Below are 19,536 nucleotides of genomic sequence, written 5' to 3'. Positions count from 1 at the left end.
GTCGATCGATATCAGGGAAGAATAGGCGCTTAGCGAAAATCCGCCTTTCTGTACGAGCCCAGTATCTTGACATACGACGTCTTTGGCTTTATTGACCTGAGTGCCTCCTGCACCGACTTGTCTTGGACGTGGCCTTCAAAGTCCACGTAAAAGTTGTACTCCCACGGTGTCTCTTTTGTCGGGCGCGATTCTATCTTGGTCAGGTTTATCCCGCGGACAGCAAACTCGCCAATTATCCCAAAGAGCGCACCGGGGACGTGCTTTACTGAAAATATTATGGACGTCTTGTAGTGGTGATAGTACTTGCCCGCCTTGGCGTCGCCCTTACCGCTGACCTTCTTGGGCGATAGCACGAGGAATCTTGTATAGTTGTTCTTTCTGTCTTCAATGCCTTCGTCTAGGATCTGCATGTCGTACAGCTCTGCAGCCCTCCTGCTTGCGATTGCCGCAGAGTCTATCATCTTGTTTTCCTTTATCATCTTGACTGCGCCAGCGGTGTCGTAGGCTGGAACAGGCTCAAGCTTTTTCTTCTGCACGTATCCTCTGCACTGGGCAAGCGCCTGCGGGTGCGAGTAGACATGTTTGATCTTTTTTGCGCCCTTGTTTGCGATAAGGCAGTGCCTGACGCGCTGGTAGACCTCACCTATCACGCTCATCTTTGTCTGGAGCAAGAGATCGTAAATTTCGTTGACGCTTCCCTCTATCGAGTTTTCCACCGGCACGACGACATAGTCGGCGCTGCCGCTGTTTTCTGCCGCGTCAAAGACGTCCTGAAAAGATTTTTTTGGAGCCAGCCTTGCCTTTGGAAAATACTGGAGAGCGGCCATTTCACCATAAGCTCCCCGCTCACCTTGGAAGGCAACTCTGGCCATGACTATTACTTGCCTGCTTTGAGTACCAGCCGGAACGACTCTTTGCCGTAATCGTGCGCAAGCTTGCGGTTCTCAAAAGCGCCGCACTCGACGCATTTTATCGTGCTCTCGCTGGTGCGGACAGTGTCGCCGCCGCATATGAAGCACAGTGCATACAGCAATCCGTACTCTTTTTCTGTAAGCGTGAGGTGTATCGTGGAATTGAGCAGGCTGATCACCCTGCCCCTCACAATGTCGCCGTTGTGGAATGTCGCGCGCCTGTCGCCTCTTCTCTCGACATCGGCGCGGCTTCCTATCCTTGCAGACGCGATCGCGGAGAAACCCGCCTCGGACCACTTGTCGTTTATGTACAACACTTTGATCGATACCATGCTGCTGAACATCATCTCGACGTATCCCACGATGATGTCGCCCACCTTGGGGAGCATCGGGGAGTTCTTTTGCTCAATCTTGACAATCCTGCGTTTTAGATCGTAAACTGTTGTGCCGACTGTTGCAGAGCGCACCGTCCCGTCGGGAGTCATGTAGGTGTTCTTGCCTCCCTCAAATTCCTCAATTGACGCGACGCGCTCACCTGGCAGCGTCAGCTTATTGTCTTCTCTACTCATTCAATAATTGGAATCCGAAGGAAAGTTATAACTGTTTAGCGAGTAGATTTTTAGAAATTTTTTGCAATTTGCTGGCAAACCTGTGCGTTTGTAGTATTAGATTCTGGGCGAAAGATAATAAAGGTATAAAGAGCAGTAATTACAAGGTGTTAATGTGAGCCAGAATACCTTATCCCTAAAGGTACTTGAGGCGTATACCAGGGACGTCGGTCGCGGCGTAGCAAGGATAGACTATGACTCGATGGACTCACTGGGAGCGTCCACTGGAGATGTTATTGAAATTAGAGGCAAGCGCCGGACCGTTGCAAAATGTTTGCCACTTTACCCTTCAGACGAAGGCAAGGGCATCATTCGCGTTGACGGCCTTGTCAGGAACAACGCAGGCATTGCAATAGGTGACACTGTAATTGTAAAGAAGATCAAGGCAGTTCCAGCTGAAAAGGTAATAGTTGCACCGCTTGAAGCGATACCGCCAATCGATGAGCGCTACCTCGCAGACGCACTGGAAAGCGTGCCGCTCATCAAGGGCGACAATGTGATGGTCCCTTACTTCGGCGGCAGGCTGACGTTCCAAGTCATCGGAGTGACGCCGGCAGCTGACGCTGTACTGGTAACCCAAAAGACAATATTCCACATTGCTGAGAAAGGTGAGACCCTGAGAGGAGTCCCGCAGGTAACATACGAAGACATTGGCGGCCTAAAGGAAGAGATTCAAAAAGTCAGAGAAATGATAGAGCTTCCGCTGCGCCATCCAGAGATATTTGAAAAACTGGGAATTGAAGCTCCAAAAGGCGTACTGCTGTACGGTCCCCCAGGCACTGGCAAGACATTATTGGCAAAAGCAGTAGCTAACGAGAGCAATGCTCACTTTATCAGCATATCTGGACCAGAAATAATGAGCAAGTTTTACGGAGAATCGGAAGCTAGGCTCAGAGAGATATTCAAGGAGGCAAAGGAAAAGGCTCCTTCAATCATATTCATAGACGAAATTGATTCTATTGCTCCCAAGAGGGAAGAAGTAACAGGAGAAGTTGAAAGAAGGGTAGTTTCACAGCTTCTGTCATTGATGGATGGTTTGGAAGCAAGGGGTAAGGTCATTGTAATTGCAGCTACTAACAGGCCAAACGCAATCGACCCAGCTCTTAGGAGGCCCGGACGCTTTGACAGGGAGATCGAGATCAAGGTACCAGACAAGCGCGGCCGCTTGGAGATATTGCAGATACATACACGCAACATGCCACTCGACACCGATGTCGATCAGGACAAGATTGCTGCAGTGACGCACGGTTTTGTGGGCGCAGACTTGGAGTACCTTTGCAAAGAGGCTGCAATGAAGTGCTTGAGGCGCGTACTGCCAGAGCTCAATCTGGAAGATGAAAAGCTCTCGCCCGAAGTGCTCAACAAGCTGGTTGTCACCATGAGCGACTTTGAAAACGCGGTCAAGGAAGTCATGCCATCTGCCATGAGAGAAGTCTACCTAGAATCACCCGACATCCCTTGGTCTGCTATCGGCGGCCTCGAAGAGGTCAAGCGCGAGCTGCAGGAAGCAGTCGAGTGGCCATTGAGATATCCAGACCTTTACACAAAGCTTGGACACACGATGCCAAAGGGCGTGTTGATGCATGGGCCGTCAGGAACAGGCAAGACGCTACTCGCAAAAGCTGTTGCCACAGAGTCAGAGGCCAACTTTATCAGCGTAAGAGGGCCGGAACTCTTGTCAAAATGGGTCGGAGAGTCAGAGCGCGGCATCAGGGAGATATTCCGCAGGGCAAGGCAGGCAGCGCCGTGCGTCGTGTTCTTTGACGAGATCGACTCGATCGCTCCAACAAGGGGGATGGGAGGCGACAGCATGGTCACAGAACGCGTAGTGTCGCAATTGCTGACAGAGCTGGACGGCATTCAGGCGCTTTCAGGAGTTGTAGTAATCGCCGCAACAAACAGGGCAGACATGATTGATCCTGCGCTCTTGCGCCCCGGCAGATTCGACAAGATTGTGTTCGTCCCTATGCCAGACAAGGCAGCAAGGCAGAGAATCTTGGAAATCCACGCAAAGGGCAAGCCGATGGGCCCAGACGTGGACTTTGCCAAGGTTGCCGAGCTCACAGAAGGCTTTAGCGGTGCAGACACAAGCGCAGTCGCCAACACGGCAGTGTCGCTTGTGCTGCATGAGTACCTCGCGAAATATCCTACGCCGGAAGAAGCGGCCAAGCACGCGTCAGAAGCGCACGTGATGCTCCGCCACTTTGAAGAAGCGGTAAGGAAGATCAAGACACAGAGGGAGGGCAAGCCGACAGAAAAAGCGGTCCCGTATTACCGCTAACTCTTTTCCTTTCTTTCTTCTTTTTGTTGTCTGAAATTTTCCGGACATACTGCTGGGCAAATGTTTTTAAGCAATTGGTTTTATGATAACCCTAACTAAAAGAAATTGGCTGAAAATTCCCAAGTCCAACTCGTACAAAAGCCCATTGCAGCCGCTCTAAACCGCTTTGTCAAACCCGTTGACATCAGCAAACTGGTCGAACAGTACGGCACGCCGCTCTATCTGGTAGACGAAGACACGCTGCACGCAAAGGCCCGGGAACTGCACAGCGCTTATTCAAAGTTCAAGGGCCCTGTCAAGGTAGCATACTCGATCAAGGCCAACTTTACGCCGGCAATCATCAAGGCCTTCATGAAGGATGGCGTTACCTTCGACCTGACGTCGCTAGGCGAGCTCCACTTTATCAAACAGTGCCGAGCAGACCCTGAGAACGTCATCTACACAAGCGTGACAGAGGAGCCAGAAGAGTACGTCGAAGTGCTTCAGAGCGGGGTTAGAAGGGTTGTCGTCAGTTCTTTTAACGGGATGACAAACCTTGCAAAAGCTGCAAGCAAGGTAGGAGGAGCAAGACCGCTGACAATGATACGCGTGAACCCCGAAGTCGGCGTCAAGGCCGAAGTTCGCGCGTCATACAGAAACGGCAAGTTCGGAGTCCCATTCAACGGCGGCACCATCGACAGCGCCGCCAAGATGGTCAAGCACCTGATGGGGAGCGACCTACTAAAGTTTGAAGGATTCCACTTCCATCTCGGGTCGCAGATCACCGACTTTTCGTGCTATACCCACGCGCTGGACAAGATGGACGCGTTCATGACCAAGATGAAGAAGGAGCACCCTGCCTTCCAGGTCAACACGTTTGACATTGGCGGCGGGACGCCGGTGTTCTACAACGACCCTGTTCCGACGCCGGCGCAGATGGCCGAGAACCACGTCGGCAAGCTGAACCAGCTTGCAGAGACGCACGGCACCTTCACCCTCATGATCGAAAGCGGCCGCTTCCTCGTGGCAGAGTCGTCCATGCTAGTATCGAGGATAGTGAACACAAAGGAGTACAACGAGCACAAGATAGTGATAGTCGATGCGGGCTACCACATCCTGCTCGATGCTGCCCTGCTCAAGCAGGAATACCCGCAGGAGGTCGTGCCGTTGGTGAACAGCAAGGACAGGACGACCGCGCTGGCGCCGGTGGCAGTAAAGAACACACACCTTGCAGGAAGGCTGTGCGACACGTACGACGTGTTTCCACTTTCAAAGGTGTCTGATCTGAACGAGTCAGAGGTGGGCAGGTACATCTCGTTCTACAACGTGGGCGCATACTCGGTCGTGTTCAACATGCCTTTCCACTGTCAGACAAAGCCGCCAATAGTAATGAAGGATAGCGACGGCAAGTTCAGGCTCGTGAGGAAGGGAACGACGTACGAGCACCTCTTCCGCGAAGAAGGCGGAGATCTGACCTAGTAGTAGAGTCTTTCCGCCATTTTTACGGCGGGAACAACATTTTTTAAATCAATAATAATATAGCATCACTGCCAAGTGAGTGACAAAAAGACCCGCGCCCATGTCCTTGTAAGCGGCAAGGTTCAGGGCGTCTACTTTAGGCAGAACACAAAGCAGGTGGCCACACAACACAAGGTCGCAGGCTGGGTGCGTAACCTGCCAGATGGCAGGGTGGAAGCAATCCTTGAAGGCGACGAGGCAGCAGTTAACGAAGTGATCAAGTGGTGCCACGTCGGCCCGCCAAAGGCAAGCGTACAGGATGTCAACGTGAAATTTGAAAAATACACTGGCGAGTTTGCTGGCTTTGACATCAGCTACTGAATCTTGCTGTACGCATCAGCTATCTGCTTTTTCACACTTTCGGCGTCCTGTGTAGTCCTGATAGTTGCAGTTACCGGTGGCGCGGCCCTGCCATACCTTATCGAGAGCACAAGCGAGTCGCCGGCCGGCTCGATGTCAAGGAACGTCCGAAAGTTCATCGTCTTGGCATAGACCACCCTGTGCGGCCTCACCTCTTCAATAACGTTGGTGCCAAGCGATCTTGTAAAGTTGCGCAGGTCGACCATTATCGTTCTTGCCGGCTCTTTCAACCTTTCGAGGTGGCTTTCAAATGGGGTGCGGCCGGGTTGCTCGCTGAACATTCTCTCATCCTTTGGTGTGGCAAGGGTTATTATTATTTTAAACTAATCGATGACTTTTTTGTTGCTGTTATCACGCTTTTTGCTATTCCAAGTGCAAGCACTATCAGGGCAAAGATAAAGCCGATGGCAGGCCCCAGAAAGTAAACAACGGTCAAGTTCCTTGTGACTATCAGCCCGTCTATAGTAAGGATCAATCCACTGATAACCAGCAAGGCAGACACAAGAACTGATTTTTGCCTTACTACGACTGTAAATGCTGCTATCGACAGAATCAGCCAGCTTGTAGCGAAAATAAAAGTCCTTGTTTCCTGCCTTGGCATGATCCCTTCGCCAAAAACATAGATCCAGCCCAGCTATCGCCAGATCTTGTGCTACTTTAAGCTTCTGGCTCGCCATCTTGTGTCACAACCATGACTGTGCCTACCATGTTAGGATGGATGTCGCAAAAGTACGGATATTCGCCCTCTTCGTCGAAGGTATAGCTGAACGATTGCCCTTCGAATAAAACGTCGGAATTAAAAATGCCATCGTTCGAGGTCGCAGTGTATATATTAGAGTCGTCATTCACCCATGTTACGGTTTCTCCGACCTTGACCTCGACAGGGTTCAGGTTGTATGAATTGCTTCCTGCGTTGTCGATTATGCTCACTACTACTGTTCCATTGCCAGGGATAGGCGCAGGATCTTGTACAGAGTCTCTGGGCCCTTTACCTCCAATATCGCCGACGTTCAAGTTCTCCGATAGAACCTGAGTAGCCACAATGGCACTGGCTATGACGAATGATGCAATCACTATGGCTATTGAGAGTATTACGCTTTTCCAGACTATATAGGAATGATGATCCGATTTTTGTTTTAACCCTTGTTTACCTGTCCTACGTAACTGAGTTACCTGAATGCTTATTTGTCCAACCGATAGTTAATTACTGGCTGGAAAATGATGGCAGCAGCTACTGTTCTGGTCAGACAACAATAACATACATGCCTATGGCGATTGAGTCAAATTGGTACATGCGCATCGAGAGAGGATTTACATTAGGAAGGCATCATATTGAAACTAAGTGATTATGGAGAGCTCAACCAGAGCCAATTGATGAGCTACTGCGGCCTTAACAACGTCAAGCACAAACCCATTATCGACGAGCTGGTAGAAAAGGGCCTGATAATCAGGTTCGAAGAGTCATGGGGCGAGCAGAACAGGATAATCAAGTATAGGGTTTCGGAGAAAGGAAAAGAGAGATCGCCAGAGCAATATTCGAGCCATATGAACTATTGTTTCCAAGGGGAGAGGAAAAGATATGAGTACAGGTAACACAGTTACTGCCCTCTTTATAATGGAGAGGAGGGAATGGATTGATGAGCGACATGAACAATAGCGGCAAGAAGGGAGCAACACATGAGAACCTTCTTGGGATATTAGATAATGTCATTCACCAGCTGGATTTCACGAAAAAGATGGTGATCATAATGATACTTTCGTTCATTACCATCATACCAATATCCGCTATAATTATCGGCGTGCTGACAAGAGGCGAAGCTGGAGTCGCACTGCCCATTATTGCAGCTGCAGTTTTTCTCGTATGGCTTGGAGTGGGCATCAGGCAGTTGATAGTATTTTCAAAGTGGACCCAAAAGTATCACCTGTACAAAGAACTGCAAAAGAGGCTTGACGAAAGGCTGAATTTTGAGCGTGACGAAGGTGCAAGAGAAAAGCAGCGATAAAGCTATATCCTGATCCTGACACCGCTTCTCTTCAAGTATTTCTTTACCTTGTCAACGGTCGACTTTTTGTAGTGGAATATTGAGGCAGCAAGCGCGGCGTCGACATCTGCCTTGTCGAATACATCGAGCATGTGGCGCGCGCTCCCGCAGCCGCCGGATGCAATCACCGGCACCCTGACTGATTTGCAGATCGCCTTTGTCAGCGCAATGTCATAGCCGTTCTCCGTGCCGTCGGCGTCAATGCTGGTGAGCAATATCTCGCCGGCCCCGCGCCTTTCGACCTCTTTCGCCCACTCTATCGCATCAAGGCCCGTTCCTTCCTTGCCGCCATAGATCCTCACTTCAAACCAGAACTTTTTGTTGCCTCTTTCCTTGAATATCGTCTTGCCTTTCTCGACACTATAGTTTCTCTTGGCGTCGATCGCCACCACGATGCACTGCTTGCCAAAGATAGACATCAGCTGCGTTATCAGCTCCGGGTTCTTTACCGCGGCAGTATTTATCGAAACCTTGTCGGCGCCTGAAAGTAGGATGTCCCGTGCATCTTCGAGTTTTTTGATGCCGCCACCTACCGTGAAGGGAATATCTATCACGCTTGCCACATTTCTGACCACGCCTTTCATCGTGTCCCTGCCCTGCTGCGACGCCGTGATGTCAAGGAACACCAGCTCGTCGGCCCCCTGCTCGCTGTATTTCTTGGCAAGCTCTACAGGGTCGCCGGCGTCCTTGACCTCTGTAAAGTGCACGCCCTTGACCACCCTGCCGTTGTCCACGTCAAGGCACGGGATTATCCTCTTTGCGAGCGTCATGCCAGCGCCTTCACCTTCTCAATGCTCACCCTGCCGTCGTACATCGCCTTGCCAAGTATCACGGAACTGCAGCCGGCGCTCCTGACCTTCACGATGTCCTCAAGGCTTGCGATCCCTCCGCTTGCGATTATCCTTGCAGACTTGGCGGCCTCAGCCAGAATCCTGACATCGGGGCCCTCCAGCGTGCCGTCGCGCTCGATGCTTGTAAGCAGGAATTCGTCTATGCTCATCTCTGAAAACCGGGATATCGCGTCTGCGACTGTGATCCCTGTTGACTCCTTCCACCCTTTTACCATCACCTTGCCGTCGATCTGGTCTATTGACACGACAACCCTGCCGGGGTTCTTTTTGGCCAGCCTTTTCACAGTCTCCGGCTCGCTGTACGCCATTGTGCCGATCACCACCCTTGACGCCTTGGCCAGCATCTCTTCTGCTTTTTCAATAGTCCTGATGCCGCCGGCTACCTGTACCGGGATCTTGACTGCAGTAGCAATGCTTGCTACAAGCTCGAAGTTGCTACTGCCGCTGGCAAACGCCGCGTCAAGGTCGACGATGTGCAGCATGTCGGCCCCCTCCGCCTCCCATTTTTTGGCGGTTTCAACAGGGTCGCTACTGTAGACCGTCTTGTTTGCAGGGTCTCCCTTGACGAGCCTGACCACGCTCCCTCCCATGATGTCGACAGCGGCTATGACCTTCATTTTGCCTCTTTTTTGTCGTCGCACATTTCAATAAAATTCCTGAGCATTAGCGCGCCGACGTCGCCTGACTTTTCTGGGTGGAACTGCACGCCTATCAGGTTGCCCTTTTCAACGACCGCCGGGACGCTCACCCCGTAGTCGGAGGTGGCCACAACCAGACTGCGGTTCTTTGGCACGGCCCTATACGAGTGCACGAAATACACCCACGAGTTGTCCCTGACGCCCTTTAGAAATTTGCTGTCGCCCTTTATTATCTGCAGGTTGTTCCAGCCCATGTGAGGGATCTTGACCTTGCCCTTTGGAAGCATCATGACGTCGCCGTCCAGTATCTTCAACCCTTCGAGTTTGCCTTCTTCGCTCCTCTCAAAGAGCATCTCCATTCCAAGGCAGATGCCCATCACCGGTTTGCCTTCTTCGATCGCCTTATCTAGGTGCTCTGCACTGCCCTCTATTGACTTTATCGCCGGGTCAAAGTTGCCCACGCCAGGCAGCACCAGACCGTCGAATTTTTCCAAATCCTTGAGGTCGTAGATTATCTTGACGCTTTCTGCCCCGTTGCGCTCAAGGGCCGATTTCAGGCTGAAGAGGTTGCCTGCGCCGTAGTCGAATATCGCTATCTTGGCCAAAAACTACATTGCCCCCTTTGTGCTTGGCACGCCCTTCCTCCTGCTGTCGATGCCAGTCGCCATCCGGAGCGCTACTGCAAACGCCTTGAGCGCGGCTTCGACCTTGTGGTGGTCGTTGTCGCCATATTGCACGATCATGTGTGTGCATGCGTTCAGGTTCTGGACAAGTGACCTTACAAAGTGCTCAAGGTCTTCTCTGGGCATGCCTTCGATGCTGTCGCGCGTAAGTTTCAATTCTACCTTGTGGTACTGGCGCTTTACTAGGTCAATTGATACGTATGCAAGCGCTTCGTCCATTGGAATGAGCGCATAGCCAAACCTCATAATTTTTGCCCTGTCGCCAAGCGCCTTGTCTATCGTCTGCGCCAGCGCAATGGCGACATCCTCTGCAAGGTGGTGCACTATGCCGTCGTTTGACTTGCCGTTGAGCATGATGTCTATCATGGCGTGCTTGCCTATCGAAGTGATGAGGTGATCAATGAACGAGAGGCCAGTCCTGACGCTTGTCTTGCCAGTGCCGTCGATGTTGACCTGCACGGTGACTGCGGTCTCTTTTGTGACCCTCTCAATTCTCGCCTTCCTTGCGGCAGCCAAGGTGTGTGTTAAACTCCTTTTACTTTATTTAAACTCTTAAGAGTCTAGCAGATTTTTTTGGTGTAATGCTTAATTCCGATATTGTGTCCATTCGATCATGAAGAAGGAGGTCATAGTTAGATGACCATGAGAGACCGCGACATAGACGACTGGTTCAGGAGGTTCATGGGCTCTAGGAGGTGGAGCCCTTGGGGCGCGTCAACAACAGGAAGCATGTTCAGAGAGTTTGAAGACATGCGGAGGGACATAGAAAGGATGTTCGAAGAGACAATTCAGGACATCGGGCGCGTGCCAAAAGAGCTCGTAAGGGAGTATGAAACGCCCAGCGGCAAGGTAAGGGAAGTGGGGCCGCTGGTCTATGGCTACACTGCCACCATTGGGCCCGACGGCAAGCCCAAGATAAGAGAGTTTGGCAACGTCAGGCCGTCACTTGGTGCGGCCGCGACTCCGATGCTAAGTTCCGAGCTAGAGCCGCTTGCCGATGTGATAACGTCTGACAAGGAGGTAAAAGTGACAATCGATATGCCCGGCGTGTCAAAGCAGGATATCAAGATAAGCGCTTACGATAGCACTGTAGAGGTCTCCACTGTAGAAAACGCCAAGAGGAGGTACTACAAGGTGGTAGAGCTTCCGCCGGAAACAGATATTGAAACAGCCAAGTCTACCTTTACCAACGGAATACTGGAAATAACTTTCAACAAAAAGGCCAAGCCAAAGGGTAGGGAAATCAAGGTAGAGTAATACGCCCCAGTGTGATTGCAATAGCCGTATGTGATTCCGATAGCAGACTATATGCCGCCGCTATGCTTTCCCTATCGCATTTATGATACGGATCAGCTGGCTCACGCTCTTTGCAACCGCCTCAACGCCTTCCTGCCTGAACTGCGCTACCGTTCTGGCGGGGTTGGGGCTGTTGCCATAGATGCCGACAAACGCTATTTTCACACCTGCTTCTTTCTCAGCGCGTCTTGCCATTAGCAGGTCCTCGGCAGAGTCGCCCGCATAGATGGCAGTTTTTGCATTCATGACTTTCATCGCGCGCTTGATCGCATAGGGGTTTGGCTTGGCGTACTCGCGCTTCTCATCCTCCAAAAAAACGCAAGCGTCAAGGTTGAAATATTTCATCACCGGCCTGAGCGAATATTCTGCCGCAAGTCGGCTCCTGCCTGACACTATTGCAAGGTTGCCTCTGAACATTTCATGCAGCTTTTTCATCGTCTTTATGCTCACATCGATCCTGTCGTTTTTGATAAATGGCTTACCGCCGGCCCAGTACTTGGGCTCCAAGCTGTTCTGCTTTCTGAACAGCTCCGGCCCATAAAAGAGCTCATCAAACACCCTTGCAAGCATGCTGTCCTTGACAGGCGCCGGGTAGTTCAACAGCTTTTTCCATTTCTCTATATCATAGTTTGCAAGGAACTTTTCCACCGACACGTATCCGCCCTCGTCGGCGTTGCCTGCCACCTTCATCAGGAACTTCCTGCCTTCTGCAACGCTCTTTGGCTGGCTGGCAAGCATCGCAAGCGTTATCGCATAGGTCGTGTCGGTGTCATTGTTAAAGCCGCCACTCTGCCTGAACTTTAGTATGATCTGGTCGGTGACAAGACCGCGGAAGGATCTTCTGTCTGTTATCGATTTTAGCATGTATTCTACGGTCTTTTTGATGGCCGCGTTGTAGGACTTGCGTATGTCTACAAGCACGCCGTCTATGTCAAAGAGCACACAATCAAACGACAACATATTATTGCAGCGACCCTTCTTCTATGCACTGGAGGAACTTGTCGTTCATTTCCCGTGTGCCTATCGTCACCCTCATGCAGCCTCTGTGGCCGGCTATGCTGCCAAGCTCCTTGACAACAACGCCGCTGCTTTTGAGCACCTTTGAAATCCGCTGGTAGTTCTTGCCTGCTTCGATAAAGAGAAAGTTGGCGTCTGATGGAAATACCTTGATGCTATCCACCTTGGCAAGCTTGGCAAGTACCCTGCCGCGCTCGTTCCTTACCGCGTTTACCGTCTGCCTGATGTGGTCTGCGCGTGCAAGCACGCTTGACGCGATGGCAAGTGATAGTGTGCTTATCGGGTAGGGAGACTGGATGGTCGACCTGAACGTGCGCACAAACTTTTCATTTGCCACCATATAGCCAACCCTTGCGCCTGCCAGCCCGAACGCCTTTGAAAGCGTGCGCAGCACGATTATGTTGTCGCGTTTTGTCGCATAGGTTGACAACGAGTAGTCGGCGAAATCGACATATGCCTCGTCGACAAGCACCAGCTTGTCCTCAAGCGAGTCAATGATGTCTATTGCCTCTTGCCTGCCTATCTGGTTGCCTGTCGGGTTGTTTGGCGAGCAGATATAGATAAGATCGGATTTTCTTGCGCTCCTTACAAACTCCTTTTTGTCAAGAGTAAAGTCTTGATCAAGCGGCACCTTGTCAACCTTGATGCCGTGGAGCTCACACCTGTTGATGAAATACGAAAACGTGGGTGAAAACACCGTCGCCCGCCTGCTGCCAAGCGTCGACAGCAAAAGCTCGATTATCTGGTCCGACCCGCTGCCAGCCGCCACGCATTTTACGCTGACGCCGGCATATTTCGCAAGCTGTGAATAAAGCTCGTCCAGCTGGTCAAGCGGGTATTCCCTCAAGTCTACCTGCCGTGCCGCTTCGGCCGCAATGCCCGCCACAAAATCTCTGTCCAGCGCGAAATTTTCATTCGAGTCCAGCTTGATCGCGCCCTGCACCTTTTCTGGCTTGGTGTAGTGGCCAAGCTTGGCGATCCTCCTTATGCTGTCGTCAAACCGACTGCTACTATTATTCTTCTTCATCATCCTCTGTCCTCGCCCTCACCGCCTCGTAGTGGTTCAGGAGCCCCTCTGCGACCGCCATTTCCTTGACCGACCTGTCTACCTTTGCAAGCCCAGCCTTGCTAACCTTGACCTTGTTTACAATTTTTATAAAGTCGAGCACTGACAGCGATGCGCGCGACTTGCCAAACCCGAGGGTCGGGAGCACATGGTTGGAGCCAAGCGAGTAGTCGCTTGCAGACGACGGCGCGTACTGCCCTATCAGCACGAGCCCTGCAGAATCTATCTTTTTTGCAACCGCATCGGCGTTCTTGCACATTATCTCTAGGTGCTCTGGCGCAAACTCGTTCACAAACTCGATGCACTCGCTTTCGTTCTTGCAGACGGCGATAAACCCATTATTCTCCAAGCTGGACTTTACAATGTCTGACCGGGTGATCTTTTCGACCAGCGATTGTACTTGAGCATGCACCTGTGACGCCAGCTTTTCAGACGTTGTCACCAAGCCGCAGATCGTGTCGGTGCTGTGTTCTGACTGCGAGATTAGGTCGACTGCCACAAGCCGCGGGTCTGCTGTCGTGTCGGCGTATATCAGCAGCTCTGTCGGGCCGGCCACCATGTCTGTTGAAACATTGCCAGAAGCGATTAGTTTTGCAGCCGTCACAAACATGCCGCCGGGGCCTACTATCTTGCTCACCGGTTTTATCGACTGCGTGCCGTAGGCAAGCGCGGCTATCCCCTGCGCGCCACCCGCCTTGTAGAATTCATCAACTCCACAAATGTCTGCTGCGACCAGCGTCAGTGGGTCGATGGTGCCATCCTTCATTGGGGGCGACACCGCGACGATCCTCTTTACGCCGGCTGCCTTGGCAGGCACCGCGCACATGACAACCGTGCTTGGGTAGCGTGCCTTTCCGCCGGGTATGTAGCACCCGACGCTTGCGACTGGCTTTACCATGCGATTTATCCTTACGCCTTCTGCCGACACCGCGATTCCCTTCAGCTGCTTAAGCACCGCCAGCTCGCTCTTTGCCAATCGCTCTTTCATGAGCCTGACTGCCCTGACCTGCTCTTTTGTGACCTGCCTGTATGCATGCTTTATCTCATGCTCGCCCACCTTGAGCGAGTCAAGCCTTACACCATCAAATTTCGCGGTATAGTCAAGAACAGCCGAGTCGCCGTGCTCTGCCACACTTTTCATTATCGCCATCGCGTCTGCAAAAAGCGAGTCCGGGATTGCGGTTGCCTTGCGCAGCCGCGCGGCCCCAATAGCTGGCTCGGCGACATTGATTATCTTCATCTCAGGAATATCCGTCCAAGTTTATCTCATCAAGAGGCAGTATCTGCTTTGGCTCCAGCACCACCAGCCCCTGCGCCAGCTTTCTCATCTTGGGCACTATCCTGATAAACTCGTTCTTGTCGATTACCGTGTTGACGCCGAACCAGCCGTCTTCCGAAAGCGGGCTGACAGTCGGCCTCTTGAGGGCCGGCAATTCCTTCAGCAGTTTTGGAAGGTTCTCCTTCTTGACATTGACAAAAATGTGCAGTTTTTTCCGTCCGTCGACTACGCCTCTTAAAAGCGCTATCATGTCGGCTATTTTTTCCCTCTTGGTCTGATCCTTGAGGGATTTCTTGTTTGCCACAAGCACTGCGGTCGATTCTGCAACTGTGTCGATTATCTTCAGGTTGTTCTGGGCAAGGGTGGTGCCTGTCTCTGTAATGTCAAAGATAGCGTCGACGTCCTCTGGCGGTTTGGCCTCTGTCGCGCCAAACGAGAGGAATATCTCGACCTTCTTGTTCTCACCCACCCTCAGCCAAGGAGTTATTATCATGGGATCAGCATTGCCGTACGCCTTTTTGTACGCGGCGTTTGACTTAAGGTGCATCGAGGTCGTTGTAAGGTATTCGGAGGACACCCTCAACGTCCTGCCCGTCTTGGCAAAATCTGCAATCATCTCATCCAGACTCTTGTAAGGGAAACTTGATGGGACAGCGATCACCTGCTTGACGCGCCCGATCTCGAGGTCGAGCAAAACCTCAACATCAGCCTTTGCCTCAAGTATCCAGTCCCTGCCAGTGATGCCTACGTCGTAAAAGCCTTCCTGAACGTAGGTAGGAATCTCTTGTGGCCTCAATATCTTGACGTCGATCTCGGGGTCCCCCAACTTGACCCGATATGTACGCCCCCGGCCGCTCACGTGCTGCCACGCCTGCTCCAGCAGCTTGAACGTGACTTCTTCAATGCTTCCCTTTGGGACTGCAAATTTCACTGTAGGCATTGATAGTAGCTATCAGCAAGGCGTTTTGCATGATATATATCTACTTGCTAAATTTCCTGCTGTGCAGCCTCATGTGGCCTGCCTGAATCCCCTCTGCCGATAGCGCCCTGATTGCAGCCAGGTTCTGCGCGAGGCCGGCTGCAGCCATCGCCATAGCCAGCTCTTTGGCGCTCTTTGCTCCAAGAATCTGGAGCGCAAGTTTTGCAGTCGGGTGGGCGTTGACCACGCCGCCAACTATGCCCACTGCCAACGGCAGCTCGATCTCGCCGGCAAGGTTGCCTTCCCTTGTCCTGCGCCACCTTGTTAATGAGCGGTAGGTGCCGTCCCTTGCAGCATAGGCGTGGGCCCCGGCTTCAATCGCTCTGAAATCCTGCCCTGTTGCAAGCGCGACCGCGTCGATCCCATTCATAATACCCTTGTTGTGCGTGACTGCACGGTAAACATCAGAATGTGCAAGCGCGTAAGCGTACAATATCCGCCTTACGATCTCGCTTCCGCCAAGCTCTTCTTTATCAAAGACTGCTTTGCACCTGGCCATCCTTTTCGTAGCATAATTTGACAAAATCTTTAACACGACTTCGCCGCCAGCAATTTCAGCGACTGTTGGCGCTATCGCTTCGCACATTGTGTTTATCGCGTTTGCGCCCATTGCGTCCTTGGTGTCGACTATAAGCTCTACAAGCAGCATGCTGCCCATCTTGTTTGGGCTGGTGTCGCGCACCTGTCGCACCTTAAGGTCGATAGCAATAACCGACCTGCTCTTTGAATTGGCAATAGCCAGCAGCTGCTTTTTGCTCTTCAATATTTTCTTCTGCATCGCAGCTCTGCCAGCGCCGACAACCTGCACTTGCCCTATCATGAGCGACTCGTCAGCCTCGGCGGTGAACCCTCCATTTATTTTCGCAATCCTGGCAGCCTTGCTGGCGGCCGCGATCACCGACGGCTCCTCTATGGCCATCGGGATCATGTACTCCCTGCCGTTTATGACGAAATTTGTTGCAATGCCCATGGGCACGGACATTACCCCGATCGCGTTCTCTACCATCCTGTCTGCGTCCTCGAAGGCAAGCGGCCTAAGCATCGTCTCAATGTCAGATATTCCTGTGGCTTTTCTCACATATTCGAGGCGCTCGTCCCTGTCCATTTCATAGAACTTTTTTTTATTATTGTCCATTACAGCCACGCTACTGTGGGTTGGTGATCCTTAAAATCTTGTCATCGCCCTGTTCCGGTATAGCCCTGCCGTCCCTGTTGCTCGTGGCGACGTACAGCGTGCCGTCCGGCGCTTCAACCACATCGCGGATCCTGCCGTAGCCTGTAAGGATATTCCTTTCAGAATCCAACGGGAGCTCTACTAATCGGAGCTGCTGCGCCTTCAGCGCCGCCAGCACAATGTCGCTCTGGTAGCCCAGCCTGTCAGAGCTTGGAATCACGATCCCGCCCGGCGCTATCGCAGGGGTAAAGCACACGACCGGCTCTTCGAAGCGCTCGGCATTGCAGTCCTCGATGGGCCAGCCGTAGTTGGCGCCCGGCCTGATAATGTTTATCTCATCATTGCCCTGATCCCCGTGCTCGCTTGCGTACAGCTCGCCTGTCTCCGGATGCCATGCCAGACCCTGTATGTTGCGGTGGCCGTACGAGTACACGGGCGAGCCTTCAAACGGGTTGTCCTCCGGTATTGTGCCATCCGGGTTCAGCCGCAGGATCTTGCCGGCAAGCGACCTGCCGTCCTGCGCAAGCTCGGGCTGCCGCGCATCGCCTGTCGCGATGTATAGTTTGCCGTCAGGGCCGAACTTGATCCTGCCGCCGTCGTTCCTGTCTGCCGCCGGGATGCCGTCGATTATGACCTTGGACTCGATGATCTGGTTGTCCCTTTCAGTGAGCATCAGCACCTTGTTCAAGATGCTTGAGCCGTTGGAATACGTGTGGTAGATGTAGAGCAGGTGGTTCTCTGTAAAGTTGGGGTGGAGCGCCAGCCCTAAGAGCCCGGATTCTTCGTTCTGTTCCACATTGATAAACGCCACAGGGTCTTCAAGCAGCGTGCCGTTCTCGATCACCCTTATCCTGCCTGCCCTTTCGGTGAAAAAGATCCTGCCGTCCTCGGCAACGTCCAGCGCCCAGGGCACCTCTAGGTTCTCTGCAAGCACCTGCACGCCCGAGCTGGTGCTGTTGCCGCCGCTGTTCCGCCTAGGCTCTGGTATCGGAAGCGTGGTCTGCGACGGCGCAAAAAAGGCAGTCGTCACTGCTGCAATGACTACAGCGGCCACTGCCACCACGACGAGCCGCCGCTCCTTTTCCATGGATAGCCTGAAGCAAAAGACGCATTATAACTTAACCTATTGCTGCCAGCAGCAAAAAGTGAACGGTTAAAATAGTAAGGTCGAGATCTTCCTATTAGGGCATGAAAGTATCAGAAATAATGGTGACAGATGTTTTTAAGCTCAGTTCTGAAGACACGGTCGCAAGGGCGCTCAACATGATGGCCGACAAGTCGATAAACCAGATACCAGTGGTTGATGATGACGGCAAGTACCTTGGCATGATATTTGCAAAGCAGCTTCTCAACTCTAGCGCGCAGCCTTCTTCGAAGGTGAAGAGCTATATTGTCAACACGTCGATGGTTGGCCCTAATCAGGACGTTGAAAAGGCGGCGCAACTTGTCATAGGGAGCGGGAACCGCGCCCTGCCTGTCGTGGAAAATGGCAGGCTTGTTGGCATCGTGAGCGAGACCGACCTTGTGTCTACTGCAGACTTTGGGCACGCCATCGTCGACGAGGTCATGTCCGGCGCCATAGTCATTGAAGAAGAAACCTCGCTTGCCGACGCAGTCTCGAAAATGAGGAGGTACAACATCTCTCGGTTGCCCGTGATAAACACAAAGGGAGTGCTGCGCGGGATGCTCAGCATAATCGACGTGGCTAGGATAATCGCCACCCCGAGGGAGCGCACGAGCAAGTCTGCGGCGATATCTGGCGGAACCGCGGCAATAAAGGATGTCAAGGTAAGGGACATCATGAGGAGGACCGTCTCAGTAGAGCCGGGCACCAAGCTCAACTCCCTTGCAGACCACTTCAAGCGCAATGAGGAAGTGGTTGTAGCTGGCGACGGCAGGCCGATGGGCATAGTCACGCCCAAGGATGCACTTGAGCTCGTGCTGCCAAAGAAGACCAGCGAGCCTATGATACACATGGCGCACCTTGAAGACGGGCAGGATCGCACAGAGATACAGGAGCAGCTGGCCCGCTTTTTGAAAAAGATCCAGGGTAAGCTGGGCGACGTGCGATCAGTGGTGGTCTATGCGGACAAGCACAAGACCCGCAAGTACTCGCTTCGGACGCGGCTTATCACGTCAAGGGGTGTGATAGACGCCAAGGCTGTGGGCTATGACCCACTGAGCGCATCGAAAGAGCTCATTGCTCGGCTCGATAGGAGGATCAAGTCGGAGCATAGCCAGCGGGTAAAGTACAAGCAACACCGCGAGTCAGCAAGAAGAATGTAAAAAATGTAAAAAGGCGCGGATGAGGAGATTCGAACTCCTGATCGCCCGAGGGCGAATCGGCTCTCAAGGCCGACGCATTATTGTGTCCTCCTTTGCAAAGGAGAAGACCACTCTGCCACATCCGCGCTGCCACTTTTGTTCGAGTTCCTACTATTATACGTTAATTAATTATCTTGGCAATAATGCTGCCGACCGATGGCGCCTTGGCAGTATTAAGTACTATAAAGTGCATCCAGATAATCAATGATAGATGACCATTCCTCTTGATGTGAAGTAGACGTCAACGGGCAGGAGGTCAGGGCCAGAATAGCTCATAAGGGCAGAGGAAAATTCAGGATCGAAGATGGCGTAGGCGGTCACTACAAGGGAAAAGTGATAGACGCTTCTGACATCATTAGCTGCAACGTCGATAGAACGCCACCATAAATAACGACTCAGCATGAAGTGTCCTTCAGATACTTTTTCGCCACCTCGGGGTGATCGCGCTTGTAGTGTGCGGCGAGCGCTTCCATAGTAGCGAAAGCAGATCTGCACTCATCGCAGGCGTATTCTGGCATGGCTGATAACA

Annotated in this window: 23 protein-coding genes and 1 tRNA gene; 7 read left to right on the top strand and 17 right to left on the bottom strand. The window is 52.3% G+C overall.

The features are described from left to right. Nucleotides 1–29 precede the first annotated feature (29 nt). Nucleotides 30–872 (bottom strand): prephenate dehydratase, encoded by an 843-nt coding sequence (pheA, locus tag NGAR_RS14500; protein ID WP_015020533.1) that lies wholly within the window; start codon nt 870–872, stop codon nt 30–32. 5 nt (nt 873–877) lie between these two features. Further along, nucleotides 878–1,480: an exosome complex RNA-binding protein Csl4 gene (locus tag NGAR_RS14495; protein ID WP_015020532.1), complete on the bottom strand. Its 603-nt coding sequence runs from the start codon at nt 1,478–1,480 to the stop codon at nt 878–880. 154 nt (nt 1,481–1,634) lie between these two features. Here NGAR_RS14495 and NGAR_RS14490 point away from each other — a divergent pair, with 154 nt between their 5' ends. From NGAR_RS14490 to NGAR_RS14480, 3 genes are all read left to right on the top strand, one after another. Beyond that, nucleotides 1,635–3,800 (top strand): CDC48 family AAA ATPase, encoded by a 2,166-nt coding sequence (locus NGAR_RS14490; RefSeq protein WP_015020531.1) that lies wholly within the window; start codon nt 1,635–1,637, stop codon nt 3,798–3,800. A gap of 105 nt (nt 3,801–3,905) precedes the next feature. Next, nucleotides 3,906–5,258, top strand: a complete 1,353-nt coding sequence (locus NGAR_RS14485) for a diaminopimelate decarboxylase family protein (RefSeq protein ID WP_015020530.1) — start codon at nt 3,906–3,908, stop codon at nt 5,256–5,258. Nucleotides 5,259–5,333: 75 nt separating this feature from the next. Beyond that, nucleotides 5,334–5,618: an acylphosphatase gene (locus NGAR_RS14480; protein ID WP_015020529.1), complete on the top strand. Its 285-nt coding sequence runs from the start codon at nt 5,334–5,336 to the stop codon at nt 5,616–5,618. Here the strand turns inward: NGAR_RS14480 and NGAR_RS14475 are convergent. Genes NGAR_RS14475 through NGAR_RS14465 form a run of 3 tightly spaced genes read right to left on the bottom strand, consistent with a single transcriptional unit; the run spans nt 5,612 to nt 6,698 of the window. Then, the gene (locus tag NGAR_RS14475; RefSeq protein ID WP_015020528.1) at nt 5,612–5,938 is read right to left on the bottom strand and encodes a hypothetical protein; all 327 of its coding nucleotides are present in this window, start codon (nt 5,936–5,938) and stop codon (nt 5,612–5,614) included. The genes NGAR_RS14480 and NGAR_RS14475 overlap by 7 nt on opposite strands. A 32-nt stretch (nt 5,939–5,970) precedes the next feature. Then, entirely contained in the window at nt 5,971–6,258 is a 288-nt protein-coding gene (locus tag NGAR_RS14470; RefSeq protein WP_015020527.1) for a hypothetical protein, read from the bottom strand. Between the two features lie 56 nt (nt 6,259–6,314). Continuing rightward, nucleotides 6,315–6,698: a plastocyanin/azurin family copper-binding protein gene (locus NGAR_RS14465; protein WP_228369204.1), complete on the bottom strand. Its 384-nt coding sequence runs from the start codon at nt 6,696–6,698 to the stop codon at nt 6,315–6,317. A 291-nt stretch (nt 6,699–6,989) separates the two neighbouring features. Between NGAR_RS14465 and NGAR_RS14460 the strand changes: the two genes are divergently transcribed. Both NGAR_RS14460 and NGAR_RS14455 read left to right on the top strand, forming a co-directional pair. Beyond that, nucleotides 6,990–7,250 carry a hypothetical protein gene (locus NGAR_RS14460; RefSeq protein WP_228369203.1) on the top strand — a complete coding sequence of 87 codons (261 nt, stop codon included), beginning with the start codon at nt 6,990–6,992 and terminating at the stop codon, nt 7,248–7,250. A gap of 44 nt (nt 7,251–7,294) precedes the next feature. After that, entirely contained in the window at nt 7,295–7,660 is a 366-nt protein-coding gene (locus tag NGAR_RS14455) for a flagellar type III secretion system protein FlhB (RefSeq protein WP_015020524.1), read from the top strand. 2 nt (nt 7,661–7,662) lie between these two features. On the opposite strand, the gene hisF is transcribed toward NGAR_RS14455, so the two are convergent. The 4 genes from hisF to NGAR_RS14435 are packed head-to-tail and all read right to left on the bottom strand — an operon-like array spanning nt 7,663 to nt 10,387. Beyond that, nucleotides 7,663–8,469: an imidazole glycerol phosphate synthase subunit HisF gene (gene hisF / locus NGAR_RS14450; protein ID WP_015020523.1), complete on the bottom strand. Its 807-nt coding sequence runs from the start codon at nt 8,467–8,469 to the stop codon at nt 7,663–7,665. Next, nucleotides 8,466–9,167 (bottom strand): 1-(5-phosphoribosyl)-5-[(5-phosphoribosylamino)methylideneamino]imidazole-4-carboxamide isomerase, encoded by a 702-nt coding sequence (gene hisA, locus NGAR_RS14445; protein WP_015020522.1) that lies wholly within the window; start codon nt 9,165–9,167, stop codon nt 8,466–8,468. The genes hisF and hisA overlap by 4 nt, the downstream gene beginning before the upstream one ends. Next, complete coding sequence (gene hisH, locus NGAR_RS14440; RefSeq protein WP_015020521.1) at nt 9,164–9,793, bottom strand: imidazole glycerol phosphate synthase subunit HisH; 630 nt, start codon at nt 9,791–9,793, stop codon at nt 9,164–9,166. The genes hisA and hisH overlap by 4 nt, the downstream gene beginning before the upstream one ends. A 3-nt stretch (nt 9,794–9,796) precedes the next feature. Then, complete coding sequence (locus tag NGAR_RS14435; protein ID WP_015020520.1) at nt 9,797–10,387, bottom strand: imidazoleglycerol-phosphate dehydratase; 591 nt, start codon at nt 10,385–10,387, stop codon at nt 9,797–9,799. A 120-nt stretch (nt 10,388–10,507) separates the two neighbouring features. On the opposite strand from NGAR_RS14435, the gene hsp20 reads away from it, so the two are divergent. After that, the gene (gene hsp20, locus NGAR_RS14430; protein ID WP_228369202.1) at nt 10,508–11,128 is read left to right on the top strand and encodes an archaeal heat shock protein Hsp20; all 621 of its coding nucleotides are present in this window, start codon (nt 10,508–10,510) and stop codon (nt 11,126–11,128) included. A 60-nt stretch (nt 11,129–11,188) separates the two neighbouring features. On the opposite strand, the gene NGAR_RS14425 is transcribed toward hsp20, so the two are convergent. The 6 genes from NGAR_RS14425 to NGAR_RS14400 are packed head-to-tail and all read right to left on the bottom strand — an operon-like array spanning nt 11,189 to nt 17,769. Next, nucleotides 11,189–12,127 carry an HAD family hydrolase gene (locus tag NGAR_RS14425; protein ID WP_148681539.1) on the bottom strand — a complete coding sequence of 313 codons (939 nt, stop codon included), beginning with the start codon at nt 12,125–12,127 and terminating at the stop codon, nt 11,189–11,191. 1 nt (nt 12,128) lies between these two features. Next, the gene (gene hisC, locus NGAR_RS14420; protein ID WP_148681538.1) at nt 12,129–13,214 is read right to left on the bottom strand and encodes a histidinol-phosphate transaminase; all 1,086 of its coding nucleotides are present in this window, start codon (nt 13,212–13,214) and stop codon (nt 12,129–12,131) included. Next, nucleotides 13,198–14,490, bottom strand: a complete 1,293-nt coding sequence (gene hisD / locus NGAR_RS14415) for a histidinol dehydrogenase (protein ID WP_015020516.1) — start codon at nt 14,488–14,490, stop codon at nt 13,198–13,200. Before hisD ends, hisC begins: the two co-directional genes overlap by 17 nt. Nucleotide 14,491: 1 nt before the next feature. Beyond that, a complete protein-coding gene (gene hisG / locus NGAR_RS14410; RefSeq protein WP_015020515.1) occupies nt 14,492–15,469 on the bottom strand; it encodes an ATP phosphoribosyltransferase in 978 nt (325 codons plus the stop codon). A gap of 40 nt (nt 15,470–15,509) precedes the next feature. After that, complete coding sequence (locus NGAR_RS14405) at nt 15,510–16,643, bottom strand: hydroxymethylglutaryl-CoA reductase, degradative (RefSeq protein WP_015020514.1); 1,134 nt, start codon at nt 16,641–16,643, stop codon at nt 15,510–15,512. Between the two features lie 10 nt (nt 16,644–16,653). Continuing rightward, complete coding sequence (locus NGAR_RS14400; RefSeq protein ID WP_015020513.1) at nt 16,654–17,769, bottom strand: PQQ-dependent sugar dehydrogenase; 1,116 nt, start codon at nt 17,767–17,769, stop codon at nt 16,654–16,656. 101 nt (nt 17,770–17,870) lie between these two features. On the opposite strand from NGAR_RS14400, the gene NGAR_RS14395 reads away from it, so the two are divergent. Next, nucleotides 17,871–18,968, top strand: a complete 1,098-nt coding sequence (locus NGAR_RS14395; RefSeq protein WP_148681537.1) for a CBS domain-containing protein — start codon at nt 17,871–17,873, stop codon at nt 18,966–18,968. 14 nt (nt 18,969–18,982) lie between these two features. Here the strand turns inward: NGAR_RS14395 and NGAR_RS14390 are convergent. Both NGAR_RS14390 and NGAR_RS14385 read right to left on the bottom strand, forming a co-directional pair. Beyond that, nucleotides 18,983–19,093, bottom strand: a tRNA-Ser gene (locus tag NGAR_RS14390). A 115-nt stretch (nt 19,094–19,208) separates the two neighbouring features. Beyond that, entirely contained in the window at nt 19,209–19,409 is a 201-nt protein-coding gene (locus NGAR_RS14385; protein ID WP_148681536.1) for a hypothetical protein, read from the bottom strand. Nucleotides 19,410–19,536: the final 127 nt, after the last annotated feature.

Origin of the sequence: Candidatus Nitrososphaera gargensis Ga9.2, assembly GCF_000303155.1 — an archaeon.
Lineage (GTDB): Archaea > Thermoproteota > Nitrososphaeria > Nitrososphaerales > Nitrososphaeraceae > Nitrososphaera > Nitrososphaera gargensis.
This window is presented reverse-complemented; position numbering and strand designations above follow the sequence as displayed.